This window comes from Micromonospora rifamycinica (genome assembly GCF_900090265.1).
In the GTDB taxonomy this organism is placed as follows: Bacteria; Actinomycetota; Actinomycetes; order Mycobacteriales; family Micromonosporaceae; genus Micromonospora; species Micromonospora rifamycinica.
This window is the reverse complement of record NZ_LT607752.1, coordinates 6,643,200-6,665,845: the sequence shown is the minus strand read 5'-3', so window position 1 is coordinate 6,665,845 and position 22,646 is coordinate 6,643,200. Positions and strand designations below refer to the sequence as shown.

Genomic DNA, 22,646 nt, shown 5'->3' with positions numbered 1-22,646 from the left:
TCCCACTTTGTCGTGTGCTACGCCGGGTCTACGGCTTGGGATTCGTAAAGCTGTTTGACGTCGACATCAGTCATCGCGCCCTGATAGAGGCCGATGTCGTCGACACCGCCATGCCAGTAGTCGGTCTGCTTGTCGTTCCACAAGGTCCGCCCCACCTGCAGCGGCCCGCTCGATGCCATCGGTGGCTGCGCAATGCTCAGAGCCCCTGACGGCTCGCCGTTGACATAGATCCGTAGTTGCATACGGGAGGCGTCATAGACGCCGACCAGGTGGGTCCACACGTCCGCCTCGGCGAGATGGGTCGAGCTGATACCCGGCTGCGGCGCGGGGTTGGTGTCGCTCTGGGCCACCGTGAAGACCCACCGTGTGGCGGCCGGGTAGTACTTCAGCCAGAACGCCGACTGATGCGCCCCTGCCTGGGAGACGATCGTCTGGTCACGAAGGGCGTCGTCGAGGTAGGCCCAGGTCGACACGGTGAACGACTGGTCGGTGCGCAGCACGGGCGTGTCCTGCCAGATCGAGAACTGGTTGCCGTTGGCATCCGGGGCCGTCGAGCCGGTGTTCCGGGCCGACCGGCCCCATTCCAGGGTGGTCTGCCACGGTGGTGGGTTCTCCTCTGGGAAGAAGGACCCGTCCAGGTAGAGACCATTACCCCGGTGCCCCGAGTCGATCGAGGCACCCCGTTGCAACGCGAGCGCTCGGTCGAACTGTGTCCCGTCAACGGCATCGCAGGTGTCGATGAGGTTCTGGAGGTAGCAGGGGCGGGCCACCGTGAAGTCCCAACGCCCCACCTCGGTCGGCGCGAGGACGCCGGGTTCGTCGACTCCGCCGGAATCCGGATCTGACGCCAACTGGCCGGTGATGTCGTCGTCCACGAACACCCGGTTGAAGACCTGCATGTCGGCGATGTTGCCGCTCCACCAGTTGCCAGGTGCGCCGCCTGAGTAGCCACGGCCCACGGTGAACCGGCCGGCTGCCTGCCATGGCGTCACTGCCCGGTCCTCCTCGTCGACCGACACCCCGTTGACGTACAGGCGCAGCTTCCCGGCGACCTTGTCGTACACACCCGCGAGGTGAACCCAACGATCGACGTCGGTGGAGGTGATCGGGGTGGTGGCGATGGCACGTCTGGTGGTGCTGGATTGAGCCGAGCTGTCCTTCATCAGGAACGACCAGTACGGCTTGAGCGGGGAGCCTTCCTGCCGGATGCCGAGTTCGAACCCGGCGGCGTCCGTACCCTCCTGCGTGGCCACCTTCATCTCGGTGGTCGGCACGGCTGTCAATCGGACCCATGCCGCCACGCTGAAGGAGTCGGAGGTGCTGATCACCGGCCCGGCCGTGGACGCTGCTGACGAGGCACCGTTGAAGGCGGCTGACTGGCCACTCATCAGGTGCACGTCAGCCGGCCAGTTGACGTTGGTGGCGCTCAGGGGGGTGTTGTTCGTCAGTGGACCGCTGCCATCGGTGTCGCCGAACAACTCCTGGCTGTCGGCCAGCGCCTCGGCCTGCGTACGGCCGGGGTAGGACTCCAGTCCCCAGCGGGCGACCGCAGAGGTGCGGCGGGGAACGGTGATCTCGACCGTGCCGGTGTTGCCGAGGTTTCCGGTGGAGTCGATGGCACGGGTCCACAGGATGTTCTTGCCGTATTTGTAGGTGTTCAGCGTGACGGTCGCCGTCTTGGTCGTGGTGCCGGTAGCCGCCAGTTCCCCGTAGTTCGGCGCTGCGGGGATCGTGGCCACGATGTCCTTCGTGCCGTCACCGGAGAAGTCACCCGGCACGAAGATCGTTCCTCCGCTCGGGATCGTGCCCTTCGTGACGCCGGTGGTGTCCAACCACCCACCGGTGCCGTTGCCCCGGGTCAGCCGGACCTCGCCGGTAGCGTTGATCCGGGAAAGCACGTCGGCCTTGCCGTCCCCGGAGAAGTCCCCCAGACCGAACAGTGCGGCGCCGTTCCAGCCGGTGCCGATGGTCTCCGAGACCCCCGTGATCCAACCGCCGGTGCCGTTTCCGCGGACCATTACGAGGCTGCCGTCGGACTTGCGGTACAGCACATCAGGCTTACCGTCACCGTTGAAGTCACCCGGCGAGAAAATCCAGGTGGCCGCGGACCAGGCGCTGCCGATCTGGACGGAGGTGCTCTCCACGCCACCCGTGGCCGTACCGCGTCGCATGAACAGGTTCTGGGTGGCCCGATCCCGGTAGATGAGGTCGGGCTTGCCGTCGCCGTTGAAGTCGCCGGGTGAGAAGAGGTACTGGGCAGCGGACCAGTTACCCGCGTCAAGCAGTTCCGGATCGGCCAAGAAGCCGCCCGTGCCGTTCCCGCGCGCCAGGTACAGGCTGGCATCGCCGGATCGGCGGTAGATGACATCGGGTTTACCGTCGCCGGACAGGTCGCCCGGGCTCAGCACCGTCCCGTCGGTGTCCCACAGACCGGGGGGTGTGGTGAAGCTCGAACTGAAGCTACCGGCACCGTCCCCCGCGTAGGAACGCAGCGTGTGCGGTGTGCCGGGCGGGCCCGTCCAGCTATACCGGAACTTGGTCACGTCCGTGGTCGTGGAGGACAGGGTGAAGGTGATTGGCTGTCCCGGGCCTGGCACCGTGCCATAGGTGACGGTGGGCGCGGGCGGCACGGTGGTGTCGATGGAGAACTGGCACCAGGCGGACCAGCCGCTCCATTGCGAGTAGGGCGCCGGATCCACCGCAGTGACCCGGAACGCGTAGTTGCGGTTAGCCACCGCGGCGACCGCAGCCGTGGTGGCGCGTCCGTTCGCGCTCGCCGGTGCCGTCGGTGGCCCTGTCTTGCGTGATGGGTACGTGGCGGTAACCGTGCTCATGCCGCCTGAGGGGACTTCGATCCATTCGTACGAGCCGGTCAGCGTCTGGCCGGAGTCGGCATCCGGGTAGACCGCCGAGAAGATCGGATTCACCGTGCCGATCGTCACCGCGCCGCTGGTCGGACAGGACACCCCGGCCACCTGAAGTCTGTTCGGCTTTCCCGGGATGGAGTCGTAGTCCACCACCAGCTTGGCCTTGGCCGGGTAGAACTTCTTCCAACGGTCCTGCGCGGTTTCGTACTGCCCATCGCCATTGCAGGCGCAGAAGCCGACGGTCATCGTGGGCCAGCCTCCGGTCGCTGCCGCCTGGGTCTGGCTGGTAACCCCCGAGCCGTTGAAGATCATGTCCATGTCGGCCTGCGGTGAGTCCGAACACCCGGCGCCCTTGTTGGCATGCCCGGCCGCGCTGTCCAACCACGTCTTCAGCTTCATCGCCGAGAACGACGCCTTCATGGTCGCGTTGATCACCGGCGTCAGGTACATATGAGTCGACGTGTCGGTGCATGACCACGAGTGGAACAACTTCATCTGCACATACGCCGACTCGACATGCTTGCCCTTTAGCGAGACCGAGCCGCTGATCGTCGGGAACTCGAAGTACGACCGGAACCGCGAGCCGACGCAGGGCCCGTCCGGGCTGTATCCCACCCGGGCGTACGTGTAGTCGGTGTTGGTGCAGCCATCGCTCGTCGCGTAGGCCCACTTCGACCGACTTACCGACCAGGCCGGGTCGATATAGACAGGGAAGACTGTCCCCGGCGAGTCGAGTAGGGCTGTGTCCGGCACCAGCCGCAGCCCGCCATCCCCAGTAATCTGGGTCGCGACCTTCGCCATCCGAGCGCCGTCGCCTGCCGCCTTCGCATCCGACATCTGCCTGGCCTGGCCTTGCGCGCTCGGAGGCGCCGCCGACGAGTCCCACATCACTGCCGGCTCCGCTTCTGCCACCAGCGTCGTTCCCGATACGGCCCGCAACGAACCGTCCTGGACGCGGCTCAGCTCGGCGTCACCGCCGACCTGTAAGGTGAGGTCCCGCAACGCCGAGTCGGCAGCCGCGTCCGCCGAACGCACCACCAGAACGTGGGTGAAACCGGTATGCGTGGCGCGGAGAACCAGGTCTACCTCCGGCAGGACATCCCGGTAGGTGGCAGTGTCACCGCTCACCACCGGGTGAGGCAAAGACCCGGACCAGGACAGCTGGAACTCCTGCCCGGACCGCATTAACGTCACCATAGGCGCGTCACCACCGCCGGAGAACGCGACATCGGCCACGGACGCTGTCGGGCGCAACAGCCCGTCTCCGCCTTGCTGAAGGGTTAAGTCGACGTCCGCCCACGCGCCGTCAGCTCGCCGAGTACGTTGCGGCACAACCGCAGATTCAAACTGGAGGTGCCCATCCGGCTGCGCCACGACCTGCGTGTACGGAGTTCGCGAGGCATCAATCACGACCGCCTGACCACAAGAAGCAGCGGCACTTAACGCCTTCGCTTCGGTCGCAACGGCACTCCCACAGTCGGGAGCAGCAGCCACAGCCGGCGTCGGTCCACCGCTGATCCACAGGGCCACCGACCCAGTGACAACGACTGCGGTCGCCACGGCGGTGCCGAACCGCGCGCCTGGTCGACCCTTGCGCCCGCAGCTGGCGTTCATAGATGTATCGGATAACCGAATGAGAAGGCGCGCAGGACGCATCAAAGCAGCTACCCCCGTGGATCGTTGATCAGGCAAGCGGCACAGTAGCCACTTGGGAGCACCCTCGTGGCCCGGCTGCTCCACACCACGAGCGGGGCCAGGTTGGCTGAGGCGTCTCGACGGGGATCTCCGGCGACGTAGCGAACAGCAACAATTACTCAGGGTTGCTGGATTATGAGCGATGGGCAGGGACTCCCGCACCTCGATCGCAGGCAGTAACTGTTATACACCCGTGACCTGAGGCAAGCCAGCCCCGGAGCACCGCCATTCGACGGATCGCGCCGCGCAAGCGATTGACACCTGCGATCAATCCATTACTATTCATACCTCTGTTGTATTAACATACGAACCGGGCAATTCTGACATAAGGCGTTGCGTAGTGAAGCATTGCCTGCCCTGAAAGGATGCCACCTCCACACCCTCTAAATCATCCTAGGAGGGAGTGTTGATCCGATCAGGCGTCATCCATGTGGCATGACCGGCAGCCCACCGGCGCCCAGACCCGCCGGGCCGAACTCGACGACGAGATCCGTCGGATCTTCGACGCCTCCGGCGGTACCTACGGCTCGCCGCAGGTCACCCTCGATTTGCAGGCCGCGGGCTGGCGGGTCGGGGAGAACACCGTCGCCCGCAGGATGGCCGCGCTCGGGCTGGCCGGTCGCCCATCGAAACGGCGCCGTAGCCGGACCCGGCAGGGCAAGCGGCCTGCGGCACCGGACCGGGTCCGCCGGCAGTTCGGTGCTCCGGCACCGGACTTGCTCTGGTGCGGCGACATGACCGAGATCGTCACTGACCAGGGGAAACTGTATCTAGCTACGGTCATCGACCTGTTCAGCCGCCGGCTGCTGGGCTACGCCATGTTCGCTCACCATGACGCCGACCTGGTCGAGGCGTCACTGAACATGGCCGCCGCGAGCCGGGGCGACACCGTCGACGACGTGATCTTTCACAGCGACAGGGGCAGCCTCGTCCCAGCTCAGGGTCTGGTTGCCCTGACCCGCGCTGCGGGTGGCCATGTTGCCGGTCTTGTCGTACGTGTACGAGGTGGTACCGGTCAGGCCGCCGCTGGTTGCCGTGCTGGTCAGGGTGTGCGGCTGTCCCTTGCTGTTGCCGTCATAGGCGTAGGTGGTGGTGATGTCCGTGCCACCGCTGAGCGAGTACTGCTTCTGGTTCTGACGGTTACCGAGGGTGTCTACCGTCCACTCGGTCCAGTAGGCGCTGGCGGGGCTGATGCCGCTGCCGACCATGCCGCGGTTGCTGCCGCTCGGCGCGAGGGTGCAGTTGTCGGTGGCGGTCCAGGCGGAGGTGAGCTGGCGTAGCGCGTCGTACCGGTAGCACTGGGTCTCTGCTGTGGTAGCCGGCTCGTAGCGGGTGTCGACCTGCTTGGTGATGTTGCCGAAGGGGACCAGTTCACCCCGTTCGGGATCGCTGACTTCAACCACGACGGCTACCAAGACATCATCGCCGCTGGTGCGACCGGCGAGATGTGGAACTATCCCGGTGATCTGAAGGGCGGTCAGGCAACCCGGGTGCAACTCGACACAGGCTGGTCCACCAACTACAGCACGTTCGGCATCGCCAACGTCGTCGGAGACAGCACACCCGACATGTACGCCAGACTGACCAGCACCGGCATCCTCAACCTGTACGACTTCCCACCCAACAACGTCAGCCAGGTCGGCACCGGCTGGGGCAGCTTCACCTCATTCGGCCTCACCGACTTCAACCGTGACGGCAAACCCGACGTCATCGCCCGGGACAACTCCACCGGCACCGTATACCTCTACCCGGGCACCACCAACGGACTGCTCAGCGCGAGAACCCAGATCGCCACCGGCTGGTGAGATCATGGGTGTGGGCCGGGCCGACGATAGGGTGCCCGGCCCACACCGCTCCAGGTCGGCTCCACCCACAGGCGAGTCTCTCGCCGCAACAAGCGTCCGACCGCAGCGATCAGCCCCGGCCCCTACGACTTGACGGTGACCTGGTGATTCTCGCAGGCCGCAATGAGCCCGGGAACAACACGGGTCAAGGTGACCCGATCGAAGTGCTGTACCTCCTCACTACCGCGACGACTCTGCACCCGTTGCACCATGCCCACCGCAGTCACCCCCGCGGACTTCAGATCCTCATGAGCGGAACGCTGAAACAGCTCCGCCACCCGCTGCACCTCATCGGCAGGCGCAACCTGACCCTGCTCGACCCGCACCACGAACCCCGCCGAACGACACGCGGTCACCCCCGGATCCTCGTCCTTCCGGTCAGCGAACTCCCAGTACGCCGCCGCGCCACCGCCTCCCAGAGCGAGCAGCACAAGAGACACCACCACCAGGCTGACCCAGCGGCGTCGCCGCCTCGGCACATCGGCGGCGTACTCAGCCCCGGAGTGGTCGTCCGTCACCCAAACGTCCTTTCTCGACACTGGTAGCAACGAGGGTGGAAAGTTATCACCTCAGCCCGATCCCACTTCCTCGGCGAAGCAGGGCCGAGCGGGGGTCGTAGGTGGGGCGGTCGTGGCCCCAGTCGTGAATGCCGAACGGGAAGTTCGCCACGACGACGTCAGCCTGCAGTTCGGGCAGGGCGTCGGCGAGGAGGCTGTCGCCCCCGTGCACGACCCTCGCCGTCGCCAGCCGCAGATGACCCTGACCACCGGTCACCGTGAAGATGCACTGCCGATCCGTGCAGAGCACGCACCCCCACGGATGTTGCAACCGGGTGCCCGGCACCCAACCGAGCGCCCGAACGACCCCACTGTCGGCGATCCGACCACTGGCATCCAGCGCCGCCACCCCATAGACCAGGGTGCCGACACGAGGGGAAGAAAGATCCGCAAGCGGCAACGGCCGACGACGAAGACCCCGGTCAGACCGACCACCCGAATTGCCCCGGCCAGCCAGTACAACCGGCGGGACGACGGGAGCGACCACAACGTCAGCCACGCCGACCACCCCCGCCCGAAGCGGGACCAGCCGACGTCGACACGGAGATCAGATCAGTGTGGTCAAGCGCGCCCCACCACCAGTACGTCGTAGACAGCAGGGATGCTGCAAAAGTGTGTCCGAGGGGGGACTTGAACCCCCACGCCCTATACGGGCACTAGCACCTCAAGCTAGCGCGTCTGCCATTCCGCCACCCGGACTTGCCCGTTCAGCCTACCGGGTCGGCTCCGGCGTCTCTCACCCCGGTCAGCCGGCCTGGTGGGCCGCACGGGGCATTACTGTACACGGCCGGAATGGATCATGCACATCACCGTCGGGCGGTCGGACGGGGACTGGATCATCGCAGGTCAGAAGCCTGCATCGGAGCGCATCATCGGGTGGGTAGCGTCCGGACCCGTACAGGCGGCAGCATGGGTGGCGTGTCCGCACCCGCACCCCTCGCCGCAGTCCGACACCGGGCGCTCGCCCTGCGTTCCTCCGGTGACCTGTCGGCGGCGTGCCGGCTGCTCGCCGACGCGATCGACTCGGCCCGCCCCGCCTACGGTGAGGACCACCCGGAGGTCATGGGTGCGCTGTACCTGCTCGCGCGGCTGCACCGGGAGGCCGACGAACCGGCCGCCGCCCGTCGGGTGCTGGAGGAGGCGTACGCGGCCGGCGAGCGGCGGTGGAGTCCGGCCGACCCGCTGATGCTCGCCCTCGCCTTCGACCTGGCCGGGGTCGCCGAGGAGCTGGGCAACCGCCACGAGGCCCGCCGCAACTACACCCGGGTAGCGACCGCCGGCCCCGCCGCGCTCGGTGAGCAGCATCCCACCGTCCAGGCCGCCCGCCGGTACCTGGGCATCCCGGCGGACCAGCCGGGTCCTACCGGGAGTTCCCTGCCGGCGACGCCCGCACCGGCCGCTGCCCCGCCGGCCCCGTCTGACCCACCGCACTCCCCCGGTCAGCAGGTGCACCCGCCACCGGTGCCGGGCCAGGGCGACACTCGGGTCGACCCCCTCCTCGACGCCGAACCCCGGGTGCCGTTGCCCCGGCAGATGTACGGCCGGTCGACCGCCCACCGGCCCGGGGCGCCCCGCCCTCGACCGGCGTCACCCGGGCCACAGTCCGAGGCACCGCCGCTGCCCACACCGCGCCCCGCCAGCCCGGGGGCGTTCGCAGTGCCGCCGTACTCCACTCCCCCGGAACGGACACCGGACTCCGCCCCGGCGGCGGAATCGCCCCGACCGCGGTCGGCACCACCGTTCTCCCCGTCCGCGCCGGTCTCCGGCGGCGGACCGGCCGCCTCGCCCTGGGCACCGCCACACCTCCGGCCGCCACACGACCAGCCGCCACGCTCCGCACCGCCCCAACCGGAGCCGCCCTCCCATCAGGCACCGTCGAAACCGCCCGAGCGGTCCGGCCCCGGGGAGTCGGCCGCGCGGTCGTCCTTACCCCGGCACGGCCACCCAACCGCCATCCCGCCGGCCCAGCACGGGCGGCCGACCGCGCTGCCACCCGGCCCACCGGCCCAGCACGGACGGTCCACCGCCATGCCACCAGGCCCACCGGCCCAGCACGGGCGGCCGGTCGTGATTCCCGCCGGCTCGCCCTCCGGCCCGGCCCGGCCGATCGCGCTGCCGGCCGGGCTGGCACCGCCTCTCGACAGTGGGGTGCCGGCCCTTCCCCCGAACGACCCGTCCCCGCCCGCACCACCACCGCCGATACCACTGCCGCCGGCACCGGCATCGTCCGTACCACTCGTCGCCGGGTCGCCACCAGCGCGGACCTGGGACCGCCCGACGGTGCAGGTACGGCAGATCGGGCCGTTGCTGGAGGAGCAGGACGGCGACGCAGACCAGCGGACGCTGCCCGACGGCCACCCCCCGGCCGCACCGCCCACCGCCGCCCCGGGCGACGGACCACCCCCGGCACCGGCAGTGCACCCGACCCGGAGCATGCCACCACCGGACGCCACCATCCCGCCGCCACCGGCGGAAACGCCAGTACCAACGCCGACCACACCACCGGCGGCGGCACCGGCGAGAGCGGGGCCGGCACCCACACCGGCGGGCGTGCTGCCACCGGCGGCAGCGGCACCACCGCTCGCAGCGGCGGCACCACGCACGGCGACACCACCGCCGGCGGAAACCCCGTCGACACCAGCTCCACCAGCCCCACCGGCAGCACCGGCAGCACCGGCCACGCCGCCGCCACCGGCAGGGGCCGCAGGGCCGCCCCCGCACGTGAGCGCGGCACCGGCATCGGCACCATCGACGCTGCCCACGCGGGTCAGGGCGGCGGGACCGGCGGGCGTCCCTCCGGTGCCCCCGGTTCCGGGCAGTGGTACGCCGGCCGCGCCGACGCCGCCGCCGGACCGACCCGGTACGTACGGTGGGTCGACCGGCACCGACGTGCCGGTTCCGCCGACCGTTGCGGTGCCCGTACCGCACCGGCCATCCACGACGGCGCAACCGGTGAGCGCGCCCCCTGCCGCCTCCCCCCGGCAGCCGGTGGACGGACCGTCGGCGCGCGGGGTGAGCGGGTCAGCGGCGGAAGCGCCGGCCTCTCCGGCCGCGCCACCCGCGTACCCGGTTGACGGCCCGCCGGTGGTGGAGCCGCTCGATCCGGCGGGGCCGCCGTCGCCCCGGCGGCTGCCGGCGGGTGCGCCACCGCCGTGGAACAGCGACCCCTGGGGCACGGTCCAACCAGCGGGCACGGGCGGCCCGACAGGCACGGGCGGCCCGACAGGCACGGGCGGCCCGACAGGCACGGGCGGCCCGACAGGCACGGGCGGCCCGACAGGCACGGGCGGCCCGACAGGCACGGGCGGCCCGACAGGCACGGGTGACCGCGAGCTGCCGCTGTCGTCCCCGGGGCGGGCAGGCGGGTCGCGGGGCCGGGGTCGGCTGGTGGCCGTGGTGGCGGGCGTGGTGGTGGTGCTGGCCGTCGGGGGCACGGTCGGCGCGCTGATCCTGGGCCGCGAGTCGACCGATCCGGGACAGTCGACAGGTACCGCGCCCGGGGGGACGGCCGGGCCGCCGCCGGCCGACCTGAAGCTGCGTGACGATGCCGCCACCATCACGGTCACCTGGTCCGATCCGAGCAACGGTTCGGTGCCGTTCATGGTCGCGGGTGGACGGACCGGGCGGGCGCTCGGGGTGATGGCGACCGTCGACCCCGGACAGACCAGTTTCACGGTCAACGGGCTGAACACCGAGGTGGACTACTGCTTCACCGTGCTGGCGGTCTACTCGACGAACGCGTTCGCGACCTCCGGTCAGGTCTGCACCGACCGGGTCCGCCCGTCGCGGAGCGGCTGACCGGGTCGACGCCGACCGGCACCGCGACGGTGCGGGGAGCGGGCTGGCTCCGGCACGCTGGGTGTCCGATTCGGAACGGTGCGGGTTTCCTCGTCCCGGGACGGCCCATATGATGTCCCACGGTTCAGGGCAGGACGGCCGGCACCCGGCCTGCCGCCCGGCCACCGGACGGAGGGCGAGCCGCTGTGGCCAGCATCGACGATGCCGCGAAGACCGGTGTCGGCGCGTCCCGTCGGCGGTCCCGGTTACGGGGCGGGCTGGTCACGGTCGGCACGGTGACCGCGCTGGTGGCCGCGCTGGGGCTCACCCTGCTCGGTCGGGGTGCCGCCGAGGACGCGCTGGCCAGCTTCGACGCCAGCAGTTGGCTGTGGAGCAGCACCCGCAGCGAGCTGGCCCGGGTCAACGGGATCACCGCCCGGGTGGACACCCGCAAGGAGGTCCCCGGCGCCCGGCAGCACCCGGTGCAGGTCACCCAGACCGACCGGCTGCTGGTCCTACGGGACCTGGAGACCGGTCAGGTGAGCGCGCTCGACCTGGCCACCCTGCAGATCACCGCGACCACCCCCACCACGCCGGGCCTCGGGGTCAACGTGGTGCTGCACGACGACGCCGCGTTCGTGGTGGACGCGGTGCGCGGGGTGGTGCGGCAGCTCGACCCCCGCTCGCTGGTGCCGGTGGGTGATCCGGTGCTCTTCCCGCCGGGCATCACGGCCGGTGCGTTCGACGGTCGGGGTCGGTTGTGGATCGCGGTGCCGACGGAGGGGACCGTCGCTGCGGTCACCGCCGCCGCCCTGCCGTCCGGGCCGGTGTCGGGGGCGGCCGGGGGGCGGGGGCCGCAACGGGTCGAGACCCGTCCGGTGGCCGAGCCGAACCACGAGCTGGTGTTGTCCACCCTGGACGACGGGGTGGCGGTGCTGGACCGCACCACGGGCACGCTGGTGACGGTCCGGTCCGGGCAGGTCCGGCGTACCGCGCTCGGCGCGACGGCCGGCGGCGCGCTGCCGGCGCGGACGAGCGGCCCGGTGGTGCCGGTGACGATCGGCGGGGACCGCCGGGTGCTCGCCGTGGACGACGGCCGGGTGGTCGCCCGGTTCGTGGTGCCGGGCGGCGGTGACCGGGTCGGGCCGGCGGTCGCCTGGGCCGGCCGGTTCTACTGCGCCGACGGGGTGACCGGCACGGTCTACGCGTTCGACGCCGCCGGGCAGCTGGTGGAGACGATCCGGCCCGGCCGGGCCACCGGCCCGTGGGAGCTGGAGGTGCGGGAGAACCACCTGTTCATCAACGCCCCGGGGGCGGCCACCGCCCGGGTGGTCGACGACGCGCACCGGGTACGCACCGTCGACAAGTACGCCAACGACGTGCTGGGTGGGGATCCGCCGCCGGACCCGCCGCCACCGCCGCCACCGCCGAAGCCCCAGGTGGGTAAGCCCGGTGCGCCCCGGCAGGTGACCGCGACGGCGGGTGACGCGCGGGCCCGGGTGGTCTGGCGGCCGGCGGCCGCGAACGGCGCGGCGGTGCTGCGGTACGTGGTGGAGGGTGCCGGTCAGCGGCACGAGGTGGGGGCCAACCAGCGGGCGGTGGAGATCACCGGGCTGACCAACGGCTCGACGTACACGTTCTCGGTGCACGCGGTGAACGCCAAGGGCGACGGTCCGGCCCGGCGCAGCAACCCGGTGACCCCGACCGCGGCGGTGCCCGATCCACCCGCCGGGGTCACCGCGCAGGCCCGCGCCGACGGCACGGTCCTGGTGCGCTGGCCGGCGGCCGACGGGCAGGGCAACCGCATCGCCCGGTACGCGGTGACCGCGACCTCGGCCGGCGCGAACGCCCCGGTGGGCGAGTCGCGGCGCACCGAGCTGGTGGTCCCGGCCGGTGAGCTGACGTACGGCACCCAGTACGCGTTCACGGTGACCGCGGTCAACGACCGGGGTGCCGCCTCGGCGGCCTCCCCGATCAGCGACCCGGTGGTGCCGTTCACCGCTCCCGGCCAGCCGGCGGGGCTGCGGGCGGCCACGGTGGCCGACCGGCCGGGCACGATCACGGTGCAGTGGTCACCGGCGGCGGCGAACGGCCGGCCGGTGAGCCGTTACCAGGTCGACGTGGGCGGGCGGACCAGTGAGGTGACCGACACCGCCACGACGGTGACGGGGCTGGGCGACGGGCAGAACGTGATGGTCCGGGTGAAGGCGGTCAACGAGGCCGGGCCGGGGCCGGAGGCCACCGCCACCGCGCGTACGGTGGCGGCGCCCCGGGTGACGGTGACCGGGTCGTCGGCCGATGCGACGTCGGTGACGGTGCGGTTCACCGTGGACGCCGGTGGCGGGGAGCCGACCTGCACCGCCGCCACCGGCGGGAAGAGCGCGTCGGGCGGCTGTGCCAGCCTGCGGGTGACCGGCCTGACCCCGGGCACGTCGTACACGGTGACGGTGACGGCCAGCAACGCCGCCGGTCGGGGCACCGCCACCCGGGCGCAGGCCACCGACCCGCTGTACGGGGTGGCGACCTGTGTCAACGGCCCGGACGGCGACCAGCGCACCTACTGTGACGCCGATGTGGACGGTCGCAACGGCAACGAGGTGTTCTCGGTGCCCCGACAGGACGACGACAAGCAGGTCGGCTGGGCGAAGCCGGGCACCCGGCTGCGGGCGTACTGTCGGCGGCAGGGCGAGAACGTCGATTCCTGGATCTACAACGACCAGAAGCAGAGCACCTGGTGGGTCCGGGTCGACTACCAGGGGCGCAACTACATTCCCTGGGCCTGGCTCAACCTGGCCGGTGGTGACGACATCGCCGTGCTGCCCACCTGTTGACCTCCGTCATCCCAGCCGAGGAGCCCTCCGCCGTCGTGAACAGCACTCCCGAACCGCTCAGCCAGCCGGAGGTCCAGGGTTTCGCCGCCCTGGCCGCCCGGTTGGCCGAGAACGTCAACGCGGTCGTGCTGGGCAAGCCGGAGGTGGTCCGGTTGGCGTTGACCGCCCTGTTCGCCCAGGGGCACGTGCTGCTGGAGGACGTGCCGGGGGTGGGAAAGACCACGCTGGCGCGGGCGGTCGCGGCGACGGTGCAGGGACAGTGGCGGCGGATCCAGTTCACCCCGGACCTGCTCCCCTCGGACGTCTCCGGGGTGACGATCTTCAACCAGGCCACCCGGGGGTTCGAGTTCCATCCGGGGCCGGTGTTCGCCAACATCGTCATCGCCGACGAGATCAACCGGGCCTCGCCCAAGACCCAGTCGGCGCTGCTGGAGGTGATGGAGGAGCGGACGGTCACGGTGGACGGTGTCCGGCATCCGGTGCCGCAGCCGTTCCTGGTGGTCGCCACCCAGAACCCGGTGGAGATGGACGGCACGTACCGGCTGCCCGAGGCCCAGCTGGACAGGTTCCTGGTGAAGCTGTCGGTGGGGTACCCGGACGAGGCGGTCGAGGTGGAGGTGCTGCGCGGGGCGACGGTCCGCTCCCCCGACTCGTTGCAGCCGGTCACCGACACGGCCACCGTCGGGGAGATGGTCCGGATGGCCCGCCGGGTGCACATCGCCGAACCCCTCTACGGGTACGCCGTCCGGCTGGCCACGGCCACCCGCCAGCACCCGCAGGTACGGGTGGGTGTCAGCCCCCGTGGGGTGATCGCGTTGACCCGGGCGGCCTGCGCGTACGCGCTGATCGACGGCCGGGGATGGATCATGCCGGAGGACCTGAAGGCGCTCGTCGAGCCGGTCTTCGCCCATCGGCTGCTGCTCACCGCCGACGCGCAGGTGCGCGGGGTGACCGCCGCCGAGGTGCTGCGCCAGGCGGTGGCGTCGGTGCCGGTGCCGCTGCCGTCGGGCCAGTCGACCCCGGCGCACGGCTGACCGGGCCGGGATGGGGCTCACCACCCGGGGTACCGGGCTGCTCGTCGCCGCGACCGCGCTGCTCGGTAGCGGGCTGCGGTTCGGGTACCCGGAGCTGACCGTGCTGGGGGCGGCGGGCGCGGTGGCGGTCGGGCAGGCGGTGCTGGGCGCGGCCCGCCGTCCCCGGCTGGTGGTCGCCCGCGAGGCCGACCCGGACCGGGTGGCGGTGGGCGAGCCGGCCCGGATGACCCTGACCGTCCGCAACGCCGGCCGGTTGCGGGTGACCAGCCTGCTGGCCGAGGACCGCTGCGCGGGCCGCCCGGTGCCGGTGCCGTTGCTGCGGCTGCGCCCCGGCCGGGACACCACCTGCGGGTACGACGTGCCGACCCGTCGACGGGGGGTGTTGCCGGTGGGGCCGCTGCGGGTGACCCGCCGCGACCCGTTGGGCCTGTGCGCCGCGACCCGCCCGTACGGGTCGGCGACGGTGATCCGGGTGCATCCCCGGGTGTTCCCGTTGACGGCGGTGCCCACCGGGGCGGGGCGCAGCCTGGACGGCCGGGTGGACGGGGTGCCGCACGGGTCGATCACCTTCGACTCGTTACGCGAGTACGTGGTCGGCGACGAGTTGCGCCGGGTGCACTGGCGGACCAGCGCCCGGGTGGGTGAGCTGATGGTGCGGGAGAACGTGGACACCAGCCTGCCCCGGATCGTGGTGCTGCTGGACAACCGGGCCACCGCCCACCCGGACGGGGCGGACGGGGTGGCCGGGTCGTTCGAGGCGGCCTGCGAGGCGGCGGCCTCGCTGGTGGTGGCCGCGTTCCGCCAGGACCTGCCGGTGGTTCTGCTACTGGTCGACCCGGCCGACGACCGGGCCACCGACCCGGCACTGGACCGGCTGGCCGCGGTGGCCCTGACCGGCACCGGTCCGGGTGACCCGCCCGACGGGGTGCTGGGCGCGGCGGTGACCCGGCTGCGCCGGGAGCGGCCCGGCGACACCCTGGTCTTCCTCACCGGCCCCGGCGGCCGGGACGACCTGGGGCGGGTCGGCGCGCTGCGCGGGGCGTACCCGTCGGTGGTGGTGGGGATGTTCGGGGCGGCCGGGCCGACACCGGCGGCGGCCGGGCCGGTGGTGCTCGACGCGGCCGACGGCGCGGCCTTCGCCGCCGCGTGGGACGCGGTCCGCCGGTGGTGACGGTGACCGACCGGCCCGCCGGGACCGGCACGGGCGACGGCGGGCCGGGCGACAGTGGCCCGGCCGGCGGTCCGGGCCGGACGGCCGGCGGGCTGCCGGGGCGGGTGCTGCGCGCCGCCGTGGTGCCGACGGCGCTGGTCGCCGCCATCGGCCTGACCGGGGTGGTGCTCAACCGGGTGTACGCCGGTGACCTGCTGACCCGGCTGGTGTGCGGTGCGGCCCTGGGCGCGGTGCTGGTCAGCGTGGCCGCCCGCCGGCTGCCGTCCTGGCTGGTGGCGCCCCTGTCGGTGTCCGCCATGCTCGGCTGGACGGGCTGGTCGGTGCGGCTCGCCGCGACCAGCGCCGACCTGCCGGGCAGCTTCCTCGACGTGACCGCCGACGCCGCCGCCAACGCGGTTCCCCGGCTGCTCACCGCGATGATCCCGGTCGAGCCGGCACCGGACACGGTGCTGCTGCCGGTGGTCGCGGCCTGGCTGGCCGGGCTGGCCGGCGCCGAGGTGGCGTTGCGGGCCGGGCGGGTGCTGCTCGGGTTCCTGCCGGCCACCGCGCTCTACATCGCCGTGGTCTACGTGGTCGGCCCGAACGCGGCACCGGCGGTCGGGGCGTCGGTCGTCTTCGCCGGGCTGGTCGCGGTGGCCCTGGCCACGGCACGCGCCCCCGGCCCGGACCCGGCCGCCGGGCTGGCCCCGGCCCTGCGGGCCGCCGTCCGGCTCCGGGCCGCCACGGTCTCCGCCGCCGGGGTGGCGCTGGTGGTGGCGGCGGCCGCCCTGCTCGGCCCGGCCCTCGCCGGACGGGTCGACGAGCGGCCGGTGGACCCGCGTCGCTACGTGCCGCCGCCCCGGGTGGAGTCGCTGGACGAGAACCCGCTGATCCGGATCTCCGGGTGGGCGCTGGAACCGCAGCAGAAGCTGCTGGACGTGTCGACCCGCCCCCCGGCGGACGGGCCGACCACGATCCGGCTGGCGGTGCTCAGCGACTACGACGGGGTCACCTGGCGGGTGGGGGCGACCTACCGCACCGCCGGTCGGGTGCTCCCGGCCGGGGAACCGGGCACCGGGACGGTGGACACCGTCCGGCAGGAGATCACCGTGGCCGGGTTGACCGGTCGACTGCTCCCGGCGGTGGCCACCCCCCGTACGGTCGACGGCGCCCGGGTGGCGTACGACCCGCAGAGCGGGACGCTGATCCGGCCGGAGGGGCTGGTGCCGGGGTTGACGTACTCGGTCACCTCGGCGCGGGAGCGGCCGGACGCGAACCTGCTCGGCACCGCCGACGTGCCGGCCGGTGCGCAGGTGGCCCGGGTGCTGCGGGTGGCCGACGGGGTACCGGAGCCGCTGCGCCGGCTCGCCGCCCAGCTCGCCGAGGACAACGGCGCCCCGTACGCGCGGGCGGCGGCGGTGGAGCAGTTCCTCGCCGAGCACTACCGGCTGGTGGCGGACGCGCCGAGCGGGCACGCGTACCCGAATCTGGAGTTCTTCCTGTTCGGGCCGCGTAACGGCGGCGGTCAGCGGGGCACCTCGGAGCAGTTCGCCGCCGCCTTCGCGGTGCTGGGCCGGTTGACCGGCCTGCCGACCCGGGTGGTGGTGGGGTTCACCGCCCGGGGGGACGGGCCGGTCCGGGCCGCCGACGCCTACGCCTGGCCGGAGGTGCTCTTCACCGGGGTGGGGTGGGTGCCGTTCGACCCGCTGCCCCGGCCGGACAGCGCGCCCCGCCCGGTGGAGGAGGACTTCCGGCCGGCCGCGCCGAGTCCACCGCCGTCGGAGGTGCCCGAGCCGACCGCGACCCTGCCGGCCACCCCACCGGCGGTGGCCGGTCCGGGCCGGGTCGCCGCCGAACGCACCGGTCCGGTCCCGGTTTGGCTGGGGGCCGGTGCCGCCGGGTTGCTGCTGGTCGGGGTGGTGCTGGGGGTGCTGGTCGGGCGCCGTCGGGCGCAGACCCGGACCCGGTTGACCCGGGGGGATCCGGCGACCCGGGTGGGCGGCGCGTGGCGGCACACCACCGACGCGCTGCGCCTGTCGGGGCGGCCGGTCGGCGGGCAGCTCTCCGCGACCGAGGTGGCCGAGCTGGCCGGGCGGGCACTCGCCGAGGACTCCGGGCGGGCCGGGGAGGAGACGACGCTGACGGAGCTGGCCGGGCTGCTCAACCAGGCGGCCTTCGCCCCGGGCACGCTGACCGACGCCCAGGCCGACCGGGCCCGGGGTCTCGCCGAGGGGTACGCGACGGCGCTGCGGGCGGCCCGCCCCCGCTGGCGGCGGCTGCTCTGGTCGGTGCGGCCCGGCCCGCTGCGCTGGCCCCGCTGACCCCTGCCCGGCACCGCCGCGCACCACCGATCGACCACGGGAGCCGGGAGCGGGCCGACTACGCGGGGGGCGGGCCGGCAGCGCGCAGCCGGCGGACCAGCTTGCGCAGGCCGGCCTGCCAGCCGTCCGGGTCCTCGGCGCGGCGCAGCGCGTACCGGGCGACCTCCGGGTGGGGCAGGATGAGGAAACGCTCCTCGGCCAGCCCGGCGACCGCCGCGTCGGCGACCTGGTCGGCGGTGAGCACCGGGCCGGAGGCGGCGATCACCCGGGCCGCCAGGTGCCCGCTGCCCAACCCGTCGGCGAGCATCGGGGTGTCCACCCCCTGCGGGCAGAGCGCACTGACCCGGATGCCCTGGTCCCGGTAGGTGATCGCCAGCCACTCGGCCAGCCCGACCGCCGCGTGTTTGGTGGCGGTGTACGGGGCGTCGCCGACCGCGGTGAGCACACCGGCCGCCGAGCAGGTGTGCATCAGGTGGCCACCGCCGCGGGCCAGCATGCCGGGCAGCACGGCACGGGCGGCGTACACGTGGGCCAGCACGTTGACCCGCCAGGCCCGGTCCCAGTCGGCGTCGGCGGCTTCGATACCGCCGCCGGTGGCCACGCCCGCGTTGGCGCAGAAGAGGTCGATCCGGCCGTACCGTCGCTCGGTGTCGGCCACCAGGTCGCGGACCTGGCCCTCGTCGGCGGCGTCGACGGCGACCGCGCGGGCCGCCGGGCCGACCGTCTCGGCCACCGCGACGGTCGCCCGCAGGTCCAGGTCGGCCAGGACTACGGCGGCGGCGCCCTCGGCGGCGAAGCGGCGGGCCAGCGCGGACCCGATGCCACCCGCTCCGCCGGTGATCACCACCACCCGGTCGGTCAGGTTCATTTCAGCCCCGTTCCGCCGGCTGCCCGGTGCGCCCCGCCGCCGCCCCGTTCCCGGCGGCCGGCGGCACACCCGGAGCCGGCGGCACACCCGGAGCCGGCGGCACACCCGGAGCCGGCGGCGGTCCGAGCCGGGCGATCAGGTCGCCCAGCGCGGCGGCCCCACCGGCGGCCAGTTCCGGGGTGGGCAGCAGAGCCAGCACCGGCACGTCCACCCCGGCGTCGGCGTAGCGGCGGACCTGGTCGCGGCAGCGCTCCGGCGAGCCGTGCAGGATCAGCGCGTCGACCACCTCGTCGGGGACGGCCGCGGCGGCGGCCCGCCGGTCACCGGCGGCCCAGGCCGCCCAGACCGGGCCGAGCGCCGGCTCCCGGCCGAGCCAGCGGTGGAACTCCGCGTACGCCGGCACGGTGAGGTAGCTGGTGATCAACCGGCGGCCGAGGGCGCGGGCGTGGTCGACGTCCTCGGTGGGGCAGACGAAGACCCGGGCGACCACCTCGAAGTCCGGCCCGTGTCCGGTCAGCTCGGCGCGGACCCGGGGCACGTCGTCGGCGGCCAGCCAGTTGAGGATCACCCCGTCGGCCTCGGCGGCGGCGAGCCGCAGCATCCCCGGCCGCAGCGCCGCGAGCAGCACCGGCGGCGGGCTGGCCGGCGGACGTTCCAGGGTGAACCGGCGTACCCGGAAGGTGTCGAACGCCCCGTCGACGGTCTCACCCCGCAGGGCCGCCTTGAGGAACCGCAGCACGTCCCGGGTGCGCCGGAACGGCTCGGTGTAGGGCACCGCGTTCCAGTCCCCCACCACCACCGGGGAGGACGCGCCGATGCCCAGCGCGAACCGGCCCGGGGCGGCCTCGGCCAGCGCCGCCGCGCTCATCGCCAACAGGCCCGGCCCCCGGGTGAAGGCGGGGGTGATCGCGGTGCCCAGCCGCAGGCCGGGTTGCCAGGCGGCGGCCAGGGCCAGCGGGGTGAACGCGTCGGTGCCGTTCACCTCGGATGACCACAGGTCGGTGAAGCCGGCCCGTTCGGCGGCCGCGTAGCAGGCGGCGTGCGCGGCGAGCGGGACACCGGTCAGCGGCACCGTGAGGCCCCATCGGTTCGTCATCCGGTCGATGGTGCCCGCTCACCCCCGACGGAACAAGGGCAGGATTGCCGCGTTGACCGTCGGCGGGGGCGGTCGGGATGCTACGAACCCCTGGTGGACCGGACCGACCGCGGACGACGAGGATCATGACGGGTGGCGACCAGGCCGCCCCGCTGCGGCCTACCGGATCGGCCCAGCGGGCGACCTTCCTGGAACTCTTCTTCGACCTGGTGTTCGTCTTCGCGCTCACCCGCATCTCGTTCCGCGCCTTCGAGGATCTCTCCCTCGAACCCGGCGGCACCAGCGGCTGGTCACCGGTCACCGGAGGCGTCAAGACGCTGCTGCTCCTGCTCGCGCTCTGGACGATCTGGCAGGGCGTGGCGTGGACCACCAGCCGTTACGACCCGCACCACGGCTGGCTCCAACTCGTGGTGATCATCGCCCTGTTCGGCAGCATGGTGATGGGGGTGGCGATCCCCCGCGCGTTCACCTCCGCCGGCCTGACGTTCGCGGTGGCGTACGTGGTGACGCAGGTGTTCCGCCCGGGGCTGCTGCTGGTGGCCCTCCGCAGTCACGAGTACCGGCGGCTCAAGCTGCGCATGCTGCTCACCTACTGTGCGACGGGGGTGCTCTGGCTGGTGGGCGCGTTCCTGCCGCCCACCGCACGGGGGGTGTGCTGGGCGCTGGCGCTGCTCGCCGAGTACCTGGCAGTCCGGTTCGGGTGGCCGGTGCCCGGGCTGGGCCGGTCCACGGCGAGCCGTTGGGACGTCGCCGGGGAGCATCTGGCCGAGCGGTACCAGCAGTTCTTCCTGGTCGCGCTGGGTGAGACGATCCTGGTGAGTGGGCTGGCGTACAGCACGGGACCGTTCGACCCGGCCCGCACCGGGGCGTTCGCGGTGGCGTTGGTGACCTCGGTGCTGCTGTGGCGGATCTACGTGCAGCGGGCCGGGCAGATCCTCGCCGATGCGGTGGTGCGGTCCCGGCACCCGTCGGAAACCGGTCGGTCGGCTGCCGACACCCACCTGGTGATGGTGGTGGGGCTGGTCGGCACGGCGATCGGCTACGAGCTGACCATCGAGCATCCGCTCGCCGCCCCGGAGGCGGCCTGGGTGGTGCTGGTGGTGGGCGGCCCGGTGCTCTTCCTGCTCGGCCGGGCCCGGTTCGAGTACGAGGTCTTCGGCCGGGTCTCACCGTCCCGCTGGATCGCCGCGGCCGCCCTGGTGCTGCTCTTCCCCCTACTGCTGCACGTGGCCCCACTGGTCTCCGCCACGGTGGCGGCGGTGGTGCTCGGCATGGTGGCGGCGGCCGACGCCCACCGCGCCCGCGGCCACCCCCCGGAACCCGCCGCCCCACCCCTGTAACCCCCACCCGCCCCCGCCCGCCCCCGGTGCTGTTGCCCCCGGTGATGTTGCCCCCGGTGCTGTTGCCCCCGGTGATGTTGCCCCCGGTGATGTTGCCCCCGGTGATGTTGCCCCCGGTGATCAAGAGGTTTACGTCAAGTCTGATCATCAACTTGACGTAAACCTCTTGATCACCGGGGCGGTGGTGGGTGAGTGGGCGGGGTGGGTGGGCGGGGGTGGGGGTGGGGGTGGGGGCGCTGGTGGGTGGGGGCTGCGTCAGCCCTTCCAGCGGGGGACCAGGCGGTGCACGGAGAGCAGCACCAGTGCTGCCACCACGCCCATGGTGCCGGCGATCCCGGCGGCGCTGCCGGCGTACCCGATGAAGAGGGTGCGACGGGTCAGCTCGTCCACCGGCACCTGCTGCTGGTCGAGCAGGCCGGACAGCGCCAGCCCGCAGCCGAGGACGGCGAGCAGACCGCCGATGCCGAGCACGGCTGCGGCCACCTTGTGCGCGTCGTCCGGGGCGACCTGCGCCTGCTCGTGCTGGAAGATCAGCAGGAGCAGACCGGCCAGCGCCGCCCACACCCCGACCACCAGGAAGGCGGCGACCGCGTCGCTGGGCCGGTGCCAGCCGGCGGAGAGGGTGGCCACCCCGGCCACGGCCGCGTACGCGACCCCGAGGAACGCCCCGAGCACCCGCACCTTGGCCGGCAGCACCAGGATCAGCGCCAGCGCCACCGAGGCGGCGATGGTGGTGTGTCCACTGGGCAGGCTGTTGCCGACCGCGTCACGCTGCGGGTCGATGCCGAGGGCCGGCCGGTCGATGACGTACTTGAGCACCTGGGTGGTGACGTTCGCCCCGGCGATCAGCAGGGTGGCCGAGATGGCGAGGGCCTTGCGGCCCCGGATCAGGGCGATGAAGAAGATCACCACCATGGCCGCCAGCAGGGAGACCACCGACATGGCGTTGAGGATCCGGTTGACCAGCCCGTCGATGCGGTCCTGGCCGATCCGGTTGCCGGTCAACGCGACCGTGTCGAGCCACTGCCCGGTGCCGGTGTGCACCGCGAACCGCCATACCAGCAGGAAGGCGGCCGTCTGGGCCAACGCCAGTACGACCAACCAGACCGCGGTCCAACCCCTTGCCGTCGCTCGCACCCGCACACCGTAGCGGCAAGCCCGGCCCGTCGCGCGCGGGGTCGCCGATCCGGTACGGATACTTGGCTTCCGGACCACGGGAGGTGACGGTGACCGGCTCACCACAGCACGAACGACCGCCCCGGCAGT

At 72.6% G+C, this 22,646-nt stretch carries 13 protein-coding genes, 1 tRNA gene and 3 pseudogenes; 10 read left to right on the top strand and 7 right to left on the bottom strand.

The window, feature by feature from the left end; translation table 11 throughout:
- Positions 1 to 17: 17 nt before the first annotated feature.
- On the bottom strand, positions 18 to 4,103 hold the full coding sequence (locus tag GA0070623_RS28250) for a LamG-like jellyroll fold domain-containing protein (protein WP_172898473.1): 4,086 nt from the start codon (positions 4,101 to 4,103) through the stop codon (positions 18 to 20).
- Positions 4,104 to 4,990: 887 nt separating this feature from the next.
- Here GA0070623_RS28250 and GA0070623_RS31745 point away from each other — a divergent pair.
- From GA0070623_RS31745 to GA0070623_RS28240, 3 genes and pseudogenes are all read left to right on the top strand, one after another.
- Positions 4,991 to 5,842: a DDE-type integrase/transposase/recombinase gene (locus tag GA0070623_RS31745; protein ID WP_089004212.1), complete on the top strand. Its 852-nt coding sequence runs from the start codon at positions 4,991 to 4,993 to the stop codon at positions 5,840 to 5,842.
- An 18-nt stretch (positions 5,843 to 5,860) separates the two neighbouring features.
- Positions 5,861 to 6,007, top strand: a pseudogene (locus GA0070623_RS31740) (hypothetical protein); the annotation flags it as partial.
- Positions 6,008 to 6,052: 45 nt separating this feature from the next.
- Positions 6,053 to 6,367 (top strand): FG-GAP repeat domain-containing protein, encoded by a 315-nt coding sequence (locus GA0070623_RS28240; protein ID WP_157746998.1) that lies wholly within the window; start codon positions 6,053 to 6,055, stop codon positions 6,365 to 6,367.
- A gap of 122 nt (positions 6,368 to 6,489) precedes the next feature.
- On the opposite strand, the gene GA0070623_RS28235 is transcribed toward GA0070623_RS28240, so the two are convergent.
- From GA0070623_RS28235 to GA0070623_RS28225, 3 genes are all read right to left on the bottom strand, one after another.
- Complete coding sequence (locus tag GA0070623_RS28235) at positions 6,490 to 6,924, bottom strand: hypothetical protein (RefSeq protein ID WP_089004210.1); 435 nt, start codon at positions 6,922 to 6,924, stop codon at positions 6,490 to 6,492.
- 46 nt (positions 6,925 to 6,970) lie between these two features.
- Positions 6,971 to 7,462, bottom strand: coding sequence for an SAM-dependent methyltransferase (locus tag GA0070623_RS31235; RefSeq protein ID WP_231932575.1), 492 nt, complete (start codon positions 7,460 to 7,462; stop codon positions 6,971 to 6,973).
- Positions 7,463 to 7,578: 116 nt separating this feature from the next.
- Positions 7,579 to 7,662: transfer RNA gene (locus GA0070623_RS28225), tRNA-Leu, on the bottom strand.
- Between the two features lie 93 nt (positions 7,663 to 7,755).
- Between GA0070623_RS28225 and GA0070623_RS31590 the strand changes: the two are divergent.
- The 6 genes and pseudogenes from GA0070623_RS31590 to GA0070623_RS28200 all read left to right on the top strand — a co-directional run.
- Positions 7,756 to 8,055 (top strand): annotated as a pseudogene (locus tag GA0070623_RS31590) (hypothetical protein); the annotation flags it as partial.
- A 2,295-nt stretch (positions 8,056 to 10,350) separates the two neighbouring features.
- Positions 10,351 to 10,761 carry a fibronectin type III domain-containing protein gene (locus tag GA0070623_RS30500; protein WP_067314227.1) on the top strand — a complete coding sequence of 137 codons (411 nt, stop codon included), beginning with the start codon at positions 10,351 to 10,353 and terminating at the stop codon, positions 10,759 to 10,761.
- A gap of 185 nt (positions 10,762 to 10,946) precedes the next feature.
- Positions 10,947 to 13,571, top strand: a complete 2,625-nt coding sequence (locus GA0070623_RS28215) for a fibronectin type III domain-containing protein (RefSeq protein WP_067314229.1) — start codon at positions 10,947 to 10,949, stop codon at positions 13,569 to 13,571.
- A gap of 35 nt (positions 13,572 to 13,606) precedes the next feature.
- Positions 13,607 to 14,605 (top strand): AAA family ATPase, encoded by a 999-nt coding sequence (locus GA0070623_RS28210; protein ID WP_067314238.1) that lies wholly within the window; start codon positions 13,607 to 13,609, stop codon positions 14,603 to 14,605.
- A 10-nt stretch (positions 14,606 to 14,615) separates the two neighbouring features.
- Complete coding sequence (locus GA0070623_RS28205) at positions 14,616 to 15,776, top strand: DUF58 domain-containing protein (RefSeq protein ID WP_067314231.1); 1,161 nt, start codon at positions 14,616 to 14,618, stop codon at positions 15,774 to 15,776.
- Complete coding sequence (locus GA0070623_RS28200) at positions 15,752 to 18,076, top strand: DUF3488 and transglutaminase-like domain-containing protein (RefSeq protein WP_067314233.1); 2,325 nt, start codon at positions 15,752 to 15,754, stop codon at positions 18,074 to 18,076. Before GA0070623_RS28205 ends, GA0070623_RS28200 begins: the two co-directional genes overlap by 25 nt.
- Before the next feature lie 58 nt (positions 18,077 to 18,134).
- Here GA0070623_RS28200 and GA0070623_RS28195 read toward each other — a convergent pair whose 3' ends face one another.
- Both GA0070623_RS28195 and GA0070623_RS28190 read right to left on the bottom strand, forming a co-directional pair.
- Positions 18,135 to 18,944, bottom strand: a complete 810-nt coding sequence (locus GA0070623_RS28195) for an SDR family oxidoreductase (RefSeq protein ID WP_067314234.1) — start codon at positions 18,942 to 18,944, stop codon at positions 18,135 to 18,137.
- A gap of 121 nt (positions 18,945 to 19,065) precedes the next feature.
- Positions 19,066 to 20,040, bottom strand: a pseudogene (locus GA0070623_RS28190) (LLM class F420-dependent oxidoreductase); the annotation flags it as partial.
- Between the two features lie 125 nt (positions 20,041 to 20,165).
- Here GA0070623_RS28190 and GA0070623_RS28185 point away from each other — a divergent pair.
- Positions 20,166 to 21,380 carry a low temperature requirement protein A gene (locus tag GA0070623_RS28185; RefSeq protein ID WP_067314236.1) on the top strand — a complete coding sequence of 405 codons (1,215 nt, stop codon included), beginning with the start codon at positions 20,166 to 20,168 and terminating at the stop codon, positions 21,378 to 21,380.
- A 255-nt stretch (positions 21,381 to 21,635) separates the two neighbouring features.
- Here GA0070623_RS28185 and GA0070623_RS28180 read toward each other — a convergent pair whose 3' ends face one another.
- Complete coding sequence (locus GA0070623_RS28180; protein WP_067315912.1) at positions 21,636 to 22,523, bottom strand: phosphatase PAP2 family protein; 888 nt, start codon at positions 22,521 to 22,523, stop codon at positions 21,636 to 21,638.
- Between the last annotated feature and the right edge of the window lie 123 nt (positions 22,524 to 22,646).

Bases quoted from the DNA above. Each gene is read 5' to 3' on its own strand.
- GA0070623_RS28195 (WP_067314234.1), bottom strand. From the start codon at position 18,944: ATGAACCTGACCGACCGGGTGGTGGTGATCACCGGCGGAGCGGGTGGC.
- GA0070623_RS28205 (WP_067314231.1), top strand. From the start codon at position 14,616: ATGGGGCTCACCACCCGGGGTACCGGGCTGCTCGTCGCCGCGACCGCG.
- GA0070623_RS28185 (WP_067314236.1), top strand. From the start codon at position 20,166: ATGACGGGTGGCGACCAGGCCGCCCCGCTGCGGCCTACCGGATCGGCC.
- GA0070623_RS31745 (WP_089004212.1), top strand. From the start codon at position 4,991: ATGTGGCATGACCGGCAGCCCACCGGCGCCCAGACCCGCCGGGCCGAA.